The organism is Dickeya aquatica, assembly GCF_900095885.1.
Classification (GTDB): Bacteria; Pseudomonadota; Gammaproteobacteria; order Enterobacterales; family Enterobacteriaceae; genus Dickeya; species Dickeya aquatica.
In genome coordinates this window covers 3,495,441-3,508,192 of record NZ_LT615367.1, presented here as the reverse complement: position 1 = coordinate 3,508,192, position 12,752 = coordinate 3,495,441, and the positions used below count along the sequence as shown (strand labels likewise).

Sequence of the window (12,752 nt, the reverse complement as noted above, 5' to 3'; positions counted from 1 at the left end):
AATCACGACCAGTATAGTAACCAATGTTACTAATTGGGTAAATGCGAGAAACTTGTCGATTAGTGCTTATTTTGCTGCGGGCCGAAAACGTATCGACGTTAACCCGTCGCCATTTAGACGCCAGTTGCGGGCAGCATGTGAAGCACCTTGAATACCAGCCCATAACACAGCGCACCCAACAAAGTTGAGAGCACGATGCTGCGAGTCTTGTAAAAACACAGTGTTAGCAGGGTAAACCCCGCCAGCGTTGGCAGCACTCTGTCAGCGTGACGCAGAACCTCCGGTACGCTTGACACAACCAGCAATGCACAAATAGACGCAATGCCGATGCTATCGAGCAATAAGGCCATCTTCCCCCGGTACAGCCGGCCTGACCGGCTACCACCGACGTGCAGCGGCAGATAGCGAAATAAAAAATTGACGGTTCCCACCAATAAACCAATCAATATCACTGAAGTATTCATGATGATGTTTCCCTTTCTGTGCGCTGTGGGGCCAGAGAGGCCAGGCAACCGCAGCCAATGCCTGCCAGGATTGCAGCCGGAATCGATGAGGCCAGCAATCCCAGCAGCGCACCGCCGAGTGCCGCCGCGACCACCAGACTTTGACGACGACGAAAGGATGACAGCAGAAAGCTCAGAAACAGAGCGGGTAACATAAATGCCAGTGCTGACTCCACCGCCGGAAATTCGGCCAGTGGGCCATTACCGAAGTGAGCACCCAGTACCGTTCCGGCCACCCAGGACAGCCATGCGCTGATTGCCACCCCCAACATCCAGTGTTCGCTCCAGCCGGAATGACGGCGCGAGAGCCTGGCGGTAGCGGCGGCAAAAACTTCATCGGTTAAACCAAATGCCCACCACGGCGTTTTCCTGGTAGGCAGGCGCTGAGTGATGCGCTGGCGCAGCGAAGGGCCGTAGAGCACATGGCGGATATCCATTGCCATGACCGTGAGGGCGGCGACCCAGAGCGAGGCTCCGGCGCTCAGGAGCGCGGTAATCACGAATTGACTGGCTCCGGCATAAATAATGCAGGAGAGGAAAATCGCGTCCAGCGGTGTAAAACCCAGTTTTACCGCATTGAGCCCGAAAGCAAAGGCGACGGGAACATAGCCAATAACAATCGGCAGGCTGTCAAATACGCCGCGGGCAAATGAGGCCTCTGTCGCAGAGGGAGCCTGGCTGGAAGAAAGCGGTTTCACGGTATCTGGGTCTGTCCTTAACATGAAAAAATCATCGGTACCAATCGTTGCCGGTAGTGGTTGGATAAACGACCTGATCGAGACGTTAACTCACTGTTAAATTGAGCTAAGTAGTTTAGTATTGAACAGTCACGCCACAGAATCCAGCAATTTATCTTATAAATTCACCCGAAAATAATCAGGTATTTTATCAGTCAATCTGAAAAACTTATCGGTATCACGGCTGAACCTGGTCACCATGACGGCAACGTGATAACCGCGACCGGCTGCTGAGGTCGCGGTGACACGGCGCTGTAGCGTTACTTCACCGCTGCACGCGCACGGGCTATCCAGCCGTCAAACAATGCCTGATGTGCCCCTATCCAACCCTCAACATGGCGTTCAATGGCTTGCGCGGAGGACTCTCCCTGACGCATACGCAGGTTTTGTGCATTCACATCCGCCAATGGCAAGGTCATGATGGCGAACAACGTTGCGGCAGCCGGGTTTTTTTGTGCCCATACCTTGTTGGCCACAATCCGCATTTGGCTGACCGGAAAGCCGTAATTGGCACCGCCAGGCAGGGCTGTCTGGATATTTTTTTGTACGCCGGGGAGCGAAGAGAAAGGAACCTGTAACCAGACCACATCACGCCCTGGCCGCAGCACATCACTCACCCAGTACGGTGTCCAGGTGTAATAGAGAATGGGTTTACCCTGCTTATAACGGCTAATGGTATCAGCTATCAGGGCAGCATAATTCCCCTGATTATGGGTCACGCTGTTGCCAAGGCCGTAAGCCTGAATCTGGTGATTGATTGACGCCTTCACAGCCCCATCCGGGTTGCAGCCGGTCAAATCGGCTTTGCCATCGCCATTGGTATCAAACAGTCTGGCCAGTTTCGGGTCTTTAAGCTGATCGATGCGGGTAATCTGGTACTGCTCGGCGGTTTTCTTATCGATAAGATACCCTTGAGCGGCACCGGAAACATACACACCCTGGCGGTAGAAGATGTTGTCACCGCCTGCTGACTGATACATGTCATCATGTAGCGGCTGCCAGTTGATTGCCGTGAAGGTGGCATCGCCGCTGGCAATTGAGGCATAGCCAACGTTGTAGTCTACCTCGCTTGGCTTTTCGACGCGGTAGCCCAGTTTTTCCAGCGCTTTGCTGACCAGCAATGTCTGAAATGTCTCTTCAGATAGCGTGCTTTGTATCGGTTTGACGGTGATGCCCTGGCCGGGCAGGCGTTTGTCGGCATCGGGATGCGCGAGTGTCGTCAGGTTATCGGTGGCCAACAGACTGCCACTGAGTAACGCCGTCAGTGCCAGTGTGGCTATGTTGATATATCGCATCATATTTCCTTAATCGGTTTGACGGTGCCCGGCATCGTGCGGTAGCGGTATGGCGGGCACCACTGTTCGCGGTGTTGCAGGCAGCCAAACGGGCGATTATCCCCGTGAGACGAACGGGCGCATTAGTAGTCCGACTGGCCCGTGCCGGTACCAGCGATGGGGGCCACGGCTGCGCGCATCGCGGCCGAGTGATTGCGTCAGGCGGTCAAGAATGATCGCCAGCATCACGATGCCCGCGCCGCCAATCGAGGCCAGCCCCATATCCAGACGGCCAATCCCACGCAGCACCATCTGCCCAAGGCCGCCAACGGCAATCATGGAGGCGATGACCACCATGGAGAGCGCCAGCATCAGTGTCTGGTTGATGCCTGCCATGATGGTGGGCATCGCCAGCGGCAACTGGACTTTAAACAACATCTGACGTGGGCTGGCTCCGAATGATTCCGCTGCCTCCAGCAAATCGGCAGGTACCTGGCGGATGCCCAAAATTGTCAGGCGTACCATCGGAGGCAGCGCGAAAATGATGGTGACGACCACGCCCGGCACGTTGCCGATGCCAAACAGCATCACAATCGGCACCAGATAAACAAATGCAGGCGTGGTTTGCATGGCATCAAGCAGCGGGCGCACAAGGCGGGCTGCGCGATCGCTGCGTGCCAGCCAGATGCCAAGCGGCGCGCCGATAGCGACACAAAAGAGCAGCGCAGTAAGCACCAGTGACAGTGTGACCATGGCCTGTGACCAGGCTCCGATAGCACCGATAATCACCAGTAACGTCAGCGTCAGCGCGCCGATACCGGCGCTGGCTATCTGCCAGGCCAGCAGTGAAAAGACCAGGATGGTCAGCGGGGCGGGCAGGCTATTGAGCAGTTGCTGAAAACTGTTGAGGATCACATCGACAGGGACACGAATGCCCTGAAAGAGCGGGCGAAAGTGCAGTACCAGCCAGTCAATGCCCCCGGTAACCCAGCTATCCAGCGGGATCAGGGGATGATGAAACGGGTCTGACAGGCTAAACGGCTCCTGCGTTGCAGGCGGCACGCTATTGAGCCAGTCAGCGTTGCCGGATGAGCCTTGCGCCGCTGCCGTGTCGGTCACCGGTGATGAGGTTGCCCACGGGTCAGGAGTGGTGTCGGATGTCGCCTGCACGGCTGTCGTGAGGGGGCGGTGGTATCAGTCATTCTGCGTGCTCTCCTTATCGAGGGCCTGTAGCAGCATCCCTTTGGAGATGATGCCAAGATAGTCATGCTGCTCGTTTACGACCGGTACGGCGCAGGGGGCTTGTGCCACCAGAGAGAGCAGTTCACTGAGCGGCATATCCGCCTGTACGGGGGCCGGGGCAGGTAACAACGCGTGTTCCAGCGGTTGTTGTTGACGTAGTGCCTGTTTGAGGGAATCGAGGGAGACAACGCCGATAAACCTGCGCCCCCGTTCCAGCACGTAACCGTATTCCCTATCCTCCTCTTGCAGGATCTTGAGCGCGGCGCGAGGGCCGACACCCGGCGTATGGCGGATTACGGTGACAGGGCGACGGCGGGCAATGTCTTTGGCGCAAAATACCTGGCTGATGTCCACACCGCGAAAGAAGGTGCGCACATAGTCATTGGCTGGTGCGTTGAGGATCTCATCGGGTGTGCCGGTCTGGATAACTTCGCCGCTGTGCATAATGGCAATGCGATCGCCGATACGCATGGCTTCGTCAAGATCGTGCGAAATAAACACAATAGTGCGCTGCTGGCGGGCTTGTAACTTGATAAGCTCATCTTGCATTTCGGTACGGATTAGCGGGTCGAGAGCGGAGAATGCTTCATCCATCAGCAGAATATCGGGGTCATTGGCCAGCGCCCGCGCCAGCCCGACGCGCTGGCGCATTCCGCCGGACAGCTCATCCGGATACGCCGCGGTATAGGCCTCAAGCCCCACCTGTTGCAGGGCATTCAGCGCGTTTTGTTCCCGCTCGGTACGGGAAAGACCGGCGAGATCCATACCGAAGGCGGTGTTATCGAGAATATTCAGGTGTGGCATCAGCGCAAAAGACTGAAACACCATGCTGATTTTTTTACGCCGTACCTCTCGCAACCCACGGGCTGGCAGGCGCGCAATGTCTTGCCCGTCTATCAGCACTTCGCCGCGGGTTGGCTCTATCAGGCGATTGAGAAGGCGTACCAGGGTCGATTTACCGGAACCGGATAATCCCATGATCACAAAAATCTCGCCTTCTTCAATGGCCAGACTGACATCTTTTACCCCGACGGTCAGACCGGTTTTTTCAAAAATCTGATCTTTATCTCGCCCTTGATCCAACAGGTGAAACGCGCGTTCGGGTTGCTCACCAAATATTTTATAAAGGTGTTTTACTTCAAGTTTAATTGACATGTAATGATGTTTTTCCTGTGTCGTTTTTTCTCTTAATGCCTCATTGCGAATGAAACTTTTTATACCCTATCACAAACTGTCGTGCTGACAACCCCTGGGGATAATCGTGGTTTATGTTGAATTAATACGTACTTGATGGGATTGGTGGGTAATTTCACTCATCTTTTTTATTCGTGTTTCATATTTCCATGTTTTTTATTTTTTTTGTTTTAAATCAATTATTTGTTTTTTTTATTTTCTTGTTTTTTTATCCGTGATTTACTTCGGGTTTATTTTCTTTAAATAAAATTATAGTGGTTTTGGAATAACGATGGATTACCGATGTTGATGCCTTTTTAACCTAATCGAATTATTTCTTTATGACTGCTTTTAAATAGCGCCCTGGCTTGATGGTCAGGTAATGGAAATGTGCAGTAATAACGGGGGCGTAGCGCGGAAATTTGTTATCGTCAACGAGGGAAATATAACCCGAAAAATAATCGGTATGATAATTAATGGTCGGATAATTCTTAAAAATAGATAAATGAGAAAAATACCCTGCCGATGTGGCCTGGCAGGGAGGATATCGCTCACTTGCTGAACGTGTGTCTTAGCACCGGGGCCGGGCGTGGGAGCGCCGGTTTGCGTGATGACCGGCGCGTGACATCGCAGGCTCCTGTTTTACTGTAACTGAGCAAGGTATGACCGCCAGCCGCCAAATGCCGTAATATCCTGCGCCCCTTGCAGCGCAGCCGGTTCACAGATAAACCCTTTCACGCAGCGACCATCGGCCAGTGTGATGGAGCCGATGCCAAGCGGTGACGGAATCTCTGCCACGAATTCGCCAAAGCGCGCGAGCGGGATGTCCCACAGCTCTACCGTGATCGGCTGCCCCTGACCGGTTTTGACCAGCCCCGGCTTGGCAGGCACGGTATTCGCCAGCGCATACAACCGATAGTCTGCCGAGGTGCTGGTTTCTTCAACCCACACCGCGTTACGGCTGACTAACTGATGATTCAGCGGCATTCCGCGCAAATGCGCACCCACAACCGCAAGACGAACGTGGTGCGGTGAACAGGCACCGGGACATGCCGGGGGTGCAGGCAACGGCTGCGCGGTTGCCCCCAGCGGCAGTTGAGTGGCTGCTTGCCAGCGTTGCCCGAAGGCGGCCAGCGCTGCATCGTGCCAGGCGGGCGCAAGCAGGGTGATACCGGCGGGCAGGCCGTCATCGCGAAACGGTGCCGGTAACGCCAGCCCGCATAAGTCAGCCAGATTGGTGAAGTTGGTGTAAAAACCGAACTGCGAGTTGTACGCCACCGGCTGCTGCGCTATTTCTGCCCGCGTGTGAATGGTCGGCGTGGTGGGCACCACCAGCGCATCAAACCCGCTTAAGCGGGTGGCAATTTGCCGCGCCAGGCTGGCGCGCAGGTATTCGGCTTCAAATACGTCACAGGCGCTGAATTCCGCACCTTTGGCAATAATGCCGCGCACCACCGGGTCGATTGCCTGCGGCTGTTCGCTAAGCAGCGCGCCGACGGCGACCGTGCGTTCTGCCACCCATGGCCCTTCATATAACTGGCGCGCCAGTTGCACAAAGGGGCTGAAATCTATCGGTTCAAGTTTTGCGCCCAGCGCCTGAAGCTGTGATAGCGCGTGCTGAAATGCCTGTTCGGCGTGTGTGTCGCCAAAAAACTCCAGTGGATGTGGCAGCGCCAGCCTTGGGTGCACCGGCAGGGCTGCCGGTGTGGTGTGCGGATGTACACGCGAATAGGCGTCATCCGCATTGTAGCCACCGGCCAGCGACGCGACCGTAAACGCATCTTGCACGGTGAGTGCAAAAACCGAAACGCAGTCATTGAGGCGGCAGGCGGGCACCACACCCTCGGTGGACAACCAGCCTTTGGTGGGTTTTAATCCGACAATGTTGTTAAACCCGGCGGGCACCCGCCCGGAGCCGGCAGTATCGGTGCCGAGAGCAAACGGCACCAGGCCGCGCGCCACCACCGAGGCCGAACCGGAACTGGAGCCACCGCTGACGTAATCCGGCTGAAAGCTGTTGACCACTGCGCCGAAAGGAGAGCGGGTGCCGACCAGGCCGGTGGCGAACTGGTCAAGGTTGGTTTTGCCGATGACGATAGCCCCGGCTGCCTTCAGGCGTGCAACAACGCTGGCATCGCGCTCTGCGGTATAGGTAAAGGCCGGGCACGCGGCACTGGTCGGCCAGCCGGCAACATCAATATTGTCTTTAACCGCAAACGGGATGCCATAGAGTGGCAGTGAGGCCGCATCCGGTTGACTGAGCAGGTGGTCAATTTGTGCATTGAGCTGTGATGCCTGCGCCAGCACTATCCAGGCGGTATCACGCGGGTTGTCGTTATCCGTGCTCAACTGCCGGAGCAGTGCCTGCAAGGTGTGACGTAACTGACGTTCAGACTGGCGCTGGTGGTGCAACCACTGTGTCAGGGTCAGTCCGGGTAAAATCGCGTGCTCTGTCATGGTAAGAATCCATCGGGTATACAAGATGGTTTTGCTATTCAAAGCCTGTGCCAGTTTTTTAGTGTGTTGTTTTATATGGGGTTATTTTCATTCTGGCGGTTTGCGGTGCCCGGGGACGCAACGGTGTGCGCCGTGATGGGGCAGCCCCCTGGCAGGGGAACGGCCCCAGAGTGTGTCTCACCCGGTTCGCTTATGCCTAGGCTGTGTCCCTTAACTTAACAACCGCTTTAAAAATAACCTGATCGCCCCCAGCTTTAGCATACTCAGGTAGTTTCTGGCTGTTTTTTCCGAGCGTGTAGCGATACGACGATTTTCTTTGAGTATCGCAAAGCAGCGCTCCACGACATTGCGTTTTTTGTACAGGCCTCTGTCGAGGGGCCGACGTCTGTCCTGACTGGCTTTTTCATTCGATTTAAACGGAATTACCACTTTTATTCCCTTTATTTTCAAATGAATGCGGAGGCTGTTACTTGAGTAACCCTTATCCGCCAGTACCGCTTTCGGACGCGATTTCAGATGCCCACTTCTTCGGATAATCCCGACGCGGTTAAGCAACGTTTCCGCATACCGGCTTTCGTGGGCCTGTCCACCGCTCAGGCAAAAACTTAGCGGTAATCCTGTGCCATCTGTCGCCAGATGGATTTTGGTGCCAAAGCCGCCGCGTGAGCGACCCAGCCCATGGTCCTCGTGTTCATCGGGATGTTTTTTTTCGCACCAGCGGCCGCTTTCAGGGCGCGAACGTTACTGCCATCCAGCGCGATAACATCCCAGTCAATCAGTGCGCCCTCATCCAGAATCTGGAGTAATTTATTGAAAATACTGTTTATTACTCCGGCTTTAGACCACCGGTTAAAGCGGTTGTAAATCGTTTTCCATTGACCATAACGCTCAGGTAAATCCCGCCATGGCGCGCCGGAGCAAAGCACCCAAAATATGCCATTCATGACATGCCGGTGAGCAAAGTAAGGACGGCCGCCTCTGGAAGAGCCTCTTTCAGGCGGCAGCATGGGAGAAATCAGCGCCCATGCATCATCGGGAAAATCGTAACGAGCCAAATTGAAGTACTTTTTGTGGCAAAATCATGTCCCTGATTGTACAAAAAACAGTTACGGGACACAGCCTAGTCTTTTTCCAGCGCCAGAGCGGATAAACGGCTGTCCGGTGTCTGGGTGAGTTCACGGCGGGCCAGGTAGCGGTAACTCCCGGCACCGAGAGCCACGCCGATAAACCAGCTAAAATTAGCCACCTCATGCCAGGCCGGAATAAAGCTGATAATCAGGCCAATAGCCACAGACGGCAGCAGTGCCAGCACCGCATTCGGGTTGATGCCGTTGCGATACCAGTAGCGACCAGACGGGGTATCGTTAAACAGGGCGTCCACATCCACCTTCGCGCCTTTAATCAGGTAAAAATCCGCCAGCAGGATGCCAAACAGCGGGCCGATAAATGCGCCCAGCACATCCAGCGTGTAGTGAATCAGCTCCGGTGAATTGAACAGGTTCCACGGTGTCAATAGCACCGAGCCGACTGCCGCTATCATGCCGCCGGTACGAAAACTGATGCGTTGTGGCGCACAGTTGGAAAAATCGAACGCCGGAGAAACAAAATTAGCGACAATGTTGATGCCAATGGTGGCAACTACCATCGTCAGCAGGCCAAGCGCTACCGCCACACTGTTGCCAACGCGGCTGACGGTTTCAATCGGGTCGGTAATCATTTGGCCGAATAACGATTGGGTGCCGGAGACAATCACCACCGTAACCACCGAGAACAGCAGAAAATTGAACGGCAGCCCCCAGCGGTTGCCCCGGCGAATTTCCTGCATATTTTTCCCGTAGCGGGAAAAATCGCCAAAATTCAGCAACGGGCCAGAGAAATAAGAGACGACCAGCGCAGTGGCGGTGATCATCTGCCAGAGTTGTTCACCCTGACTGAGCGACTTGCTGCCTAGCGTGAAGGAGATATTGCCCGGCCCGGTCTGGTAAATAATCCACCCGGCCAGCGCCAGCATCACCACATAAACGGCGGGGCCTGCGATATCGATAAAACGCTTGATGGCGTTCATGCCGTGCCAGAACACCATCGCCTGAAGCAGCCACATGATGCCAAAGCATAGCCAGCCCAGCGCTGACAGGCCAAGCCAGTGGCTGGTGGTTAGCGTGTTGAGGCCGGGGGCGAATTTTAGCAGCACCAGCATCAGGGCATTGGCGGCCAGATAGGTCTGGATGCCGTACCAGGCAAAAGCGATAAGCCCGCGGATCACGGCCGGAATGTTGGCCCCGAAGACGCCAAACGCCTGACGAGAAATTACCGCATACGGCACGCCGCTCATCTGGCTGGGGCGCGCCACCAGATTCGCACACACCTGCACGATACTGATGCCCAGCAGCAGGCACAGCAGAACCTGCCAGCTCGCCAGCCCGAGAGTGAAAAAGCTGGCCGCGACGACGTAACCGCCCATGCTGTGTACATCTGACATCCAGAACGAAAAAATATTGTACCAGGACCAGCTTTGTACCCGCGTGGGGGCCAGATCCTCATTACACAAACGCGGGCTGTAGTGCGTAAGAGGCTCTTTGTCGCTGGCTGATGCGATGCCGGGGGAGAACGTGTTTTCTGGCATGGAATCTGCTCCTGTGTGATCGCGTGAATAAAAAATGATGAATGATGTATGCAATCAGTTGTTGCAGGATTTAGGCCAGATTGGTGAATTTTGTATACAATAAATTTATTTTATGTGTACGATTTGCTGTCGGCGTAATAATGGAAGAGAGCCATGAGCGATATGTACGGTGTTGAGAAAGAGACATTTATTGAGCAAAAAGATGAGGTTATCTATCAGGCATTGCTCAATGCGATGGTAGAACAGCAGTTGTTACCCGGTACCCGCCTGCCTGAAGAGGCTCTGGCGGAGGTGTTTGGCGTCAGCCGTACCGGTGTGCGCAAGGTGCTGCAACGTTTGGCGACAGTGCAAATGATCACCCTGCTGCCCAAACGCGGTGCAGTGGTGGCCACCCCTTCTGCGGATGAGGCGCGTGAAATTTTGCTGACGCGCAGTTTGATAGAGTGTGCGAACCTGCCTGCGGTGATCGCGCATTGTCAGCCACCGCATCTGGCCGCGCTGGAGACGCTTATCGCCGCAGAAGAGCGCGCGCATCAGGATCGCAACGGGGCGGAGGCTATCCGCTTGTCTGGGGCGTTTCACGTCCAGTTGCAGGCGATATCGGCCAATCAGGTATTGACCGGGCTGCTGTCTCAACTGGTGCGTCGCTCTTCTTTGGTGATTGCGGCCTATGGCGCGCCCTGGCAGCAAGGGTGCCGCTGCCACGATCACCGTGCACTGCTCACACGGCTACGTGACCGTGACCTGGCCGGGCTGACGCAGGCGATGCAGCAGCACTTTGACGATATTACCGCCAGCCTGCGCTTTGACCGCGATGACACACAACTTCCCGATTTTTCAAAGTTATTTAGCCATCTTCGTTCGGGCGGTGCCGCATGAGCCGCTGCGTTATTCAGGTGATTAACCCCAATACCAGTCAGGCCATGACTGCCACCATCGGGGCGGCAGCAACGCGCGTGGCCGCTCCCGGCACCGAGATAGTGGCGGTGTGCCCGTCGCAGGGTGTGCCATCGATTGAAGGGCATTTTGATGAAGCGGTGGCGACGCTGGGCGTACTGGAGCTCATTCGGCAGGGGCGTGAGCAGGGGGTCAGCGGCCATGTCATCGCCTGCTTTGGCGACCCCGGTTTACTGGCCGCGCGTGAGCTGGCCTGCGCGCCGGTCATCGGTATTGCCGAGGCAGCGATGCATCTGGCAACGCTGGTGGCGACGCGCTTTTCCATCGTCACCACGCTGCCGCGCACGCTCATCATCGCCCGTCATCTGTTGCAACGCTACGGCTTTGAGCACCACTGCGCCGCGCTGCATGCCATCGACCTGCCGGTACTGGCACTGGACGATGCGCAAGGGCTGGCACAACACAAGGTACGAGAAATGTGTATACAATCGAAGCGGCAGGATGGATCCGGTGCCATTGTGCTGGGCTGTGGCGGTATGGCCGATCTGGCGCAGACGCTGACGCAGGAACTGGCAATGCCGGTGATAGACGGCGTGAGCGCGGCGGTAAAAATGGTGGAGTCGCTGGTGGGGCTGGGGCTTGGCACCAGCAAACACGGCGATCTCGACTACCCGCTCGATAAGCCGTTAACCGGCGTATTTGAGGGATTACGCTAACGCTGCGGTGTTGGTTTTTATTCACCACTCGTGCGTGACGGTCTTGCCGTCGCGCTCATCAGGATAGGACATAACGTATGGCACTTTCTCCGCAATGGCGTCTCGATCCTGACTACCCGCGTGACCTGGTGGGTTATGCCGGTCAACCGCCGCACGCCCGCTGGCCCGGACAAGCGCGTATCGCCGTGCAGTTTGTGCTCAATTACGAGGAAGGGGCGGAAAACCATGTGCTGCACGGTGACGCCGGTTCCGAGCAGTTTCTGTCTGATATCATTGGCGCGGCCAGCTACCCGGCGCGGCATATGTCGATGGACTCGCTGTATGAATACGGTTCCCGTGCCGGTTTCTGGCGTATTCATGATGAATTTCAGCGTCGAGGCCTGCCGCTAACCGTGTTTGGTGTGGCGATGGCGCTGGCACGTAACCCGGCGGTCGTGGCAGCCATCAAAACCGCCGATTACGACGTGGTGAGCCACGGCTGGCGCTGGATCCACTACCAGAATATGGATATCGACACTGAACGCGCGCACTTGCAACAGGCGATTGCGGTACACACCGACTTGTTCGGCCAGCCGCCGCAGGGCTGGTACACCGGGCGTGACAGCCCGCAAACGCGGCAACTGCTGCTGGAGCAGGGGGGTTCCCTGTACGACAGCGACTACTACGGTGACGACCTGCCATTCTGGCTTGCGGTGCCGCGCGATGACGCGACCTGCAAACCGCACCTGATAATCCCCTATACGCTGGATGCCAACGACATGCGTTTTGCCTCACCGCAGGGGTTTAACAGCGGCGAGCAGTTCTTCTGTTACCTGAAAGACAGCTTTGACGTGCTGTACGCCGAAGGCGCAGAGGCACCGAAGATGATGTCGATTGGCATGCACTGCCGCCTGCTGGGGCGGCCGGGGCGTTTTCGTGCCTTGCAGCGGTTTCTTGATTATATCCAGCAGTATGACCGGGTGTGGGTCTGCCGCCGTCAGGATATTGCCGAACACTGGTATCGCACGCATCCGTACTGCGCCTGACGCAATAAGGCACTCATCGCGCCACCAGGGGCTGGGTATTAGCCAGGTAATGTTACTTATGGGTTTCATTATCTGGCTTTTTTGCATTTTGTGAAACGTATAGGT

Annotated in this window: 11 protein-coding genes; 3 read left to right on the top strand and 8 right to left on the bottom strand. The window is 55.9% G+C overall.

What is annotated here, in order from left to right:
• Positions 1 to 113: 113 nt before the first annotated feature.
• The 8 genes from ygaH to DAQ1742_RS15870 all read right to left on the bottom strand — a co-directional run bounded on the left by ygaH (position 114) and on the right by DAQ1742_RS15870 (position 10,009).
• Positions 114 to 464 (bottom strand): L-valine transporter subunit YgaH, encoded by a 351-nt coding sequence (gene ygaH / locus DAQ1742_RS15905; RefSeq protein ID WP_035343814.1) that lies wholly within the window; start codon positions 462 to 464, stop codon positions 114 to 116.
• Positions 461 to 1,225: an AzlC family ABC transporter permease gene (locus DAQ1742_RS15900; RefSeq protein WP_035343812.1), complete on the bottom strand. Its 765-nt coding sequence runs from the start codon at positions 1,223 to 1,225 to the stop codon at positions 461 to 463. Before DAQ1742_RS15900 ends, ygaH begins: the two co-directional genes overlap by 4 nt.
• 275 nt (positions 1,226 to 1,500) lie before the next feature.
• Positions 1,501 to 2,535, bottom strand: a complete 1,035-nt coding sequence (gene proX, locus DAQ1742_RS15895; RefSeq protein ID WP_180706340.1) for a glycine betaine/L-proline ABC transporter substrate-binding protein ProX — start codon at positions 2,533 to 2,535, stop codon at positions 1,501 to 1,503.
• A gap of 96 nt (positions 2,536 to 2,631) precedes the next feature.
• Positions 2,632 to 3,684: a glycine betaine/L-proline ABC transporter permease ProW gene (gene proW, locus DAQ1742_RS15890; protein WP_180706174.1), complete on the bottom strand. Its 1,053-nt coding sequence runs from the start codon at positions 3,682 to 3,684 to the stop codon at positions 2,632 to 2,634.
• Positions 3,685 to 3,708: 24 nt separating this feature from the next.
• Positions 3,709 to 4,911 carry a glycine betaine/L-proline ABC transporter ATP-binding protein ProV gene (gene proV / locus DAQ1742_RS15885; protein WP_035343809.1) on the bottom strand — a complete coding sequence of 401 codons (1,203 nt, stop codon included), beginning with the start codon at positions 4,909 to 4,911 and terminating at the stop codon, positions 3,709 to 3,711.
• Between the two features lie 660 nt (positions 4,912 to 5,571).
• Complete coding sequence (atzF, locus tag DAQ1742_RS15880; RefSeq protein ID WP_035343808.1) at positions 5,572 to 7,386, bottom strand: allophanate hydrolase; 1,815 nt, start codon at positions 7,384 to 7,386, stop codon at positions 5,572 to 5,574.
• 210 nt (positions 7,387 to 7,596) lie between these two features.
• A protein-coding gene (locus tag DAQ1742_RS15875) for an IS5 family transposase (protein WP_152482109.1) occupies positions 7,597 to 8,441 on the bottom strand; the annotation gives its coding sequence in 2 pieces (ribosomal slippage) (positions 7,597 to 8,096 and positions 8,096 to 8,441; 846 coding nt in all).
• A 65-nt stretch (positions 8,442 to 8,506) separates the two neighbouring features.
• Positions 8,507 to 10,009: an NCS1 family nucleobase:cation symporter-1 gene (locus DAQ1742_RS15870; protein ID WP_035343807.1), complete on the bottom strand. Its 1,503-nt coding sequence runs from the start codon at positions 10,007 to 10,009 to the stop codon at positions 8,507 to 8,509.
• A 153-nt stretch (positions 10,010 to 10,162) separates the two neighbouring features.
• Between DAQ1742_RS15870 and DAQ1742_RS15865 the strand changes: the two genes are divergently transcribed.
• The 3 genes from DAQ1742_RS15865 to puuE all read left to right on the top strand — a co-directional run bounded on the left by DAQ1742_RS15865 (position 10,163) and on the right by puuE (position 12,647).
• The gene (locus DAQ1742_RS15865) at positions 10,163 to 10,888 is read left to right on the top strand and encodes a GntR family transcriptional regulator (protein ID WP_035343806.1); all 726 of its coding nucleotides are present in this window, start codon (positions 10,163 to 10,165) and stop codon (positions 10,886 to 10,888) included.
• Positions 10,885 to 11,622, top strand: coding sequence for an aspartate/glutamate racemase family protein (locus tag DAQ1742_RS15860; RefSeq protein ID WP_035343805.1), 738 nt, complete (start codon positions 10,885 to 10,887; stop codon positions 11,620 to 11,622). Before DAQ1742_RS15865 ends, DAQ1742_RS15860 begins: the two co-directional genes overlap by 4 nt.
• A 77-nt stretch (positions 11,623 to 11,699) precedes the next feature.
• Positions 11,700 to 12,647, top strand: coding sequence for an allantoinase PuuE (puuE, locus tag DAQ1742_RS15855; protein ID WP_180706173.1), 948 nt, complete (start codon positions 11,700 to 11,702; stop codon positions 12,645 to 12,647).
• Positions 12,648 to 12,752 lie beyond the last annotated feature (105 nt).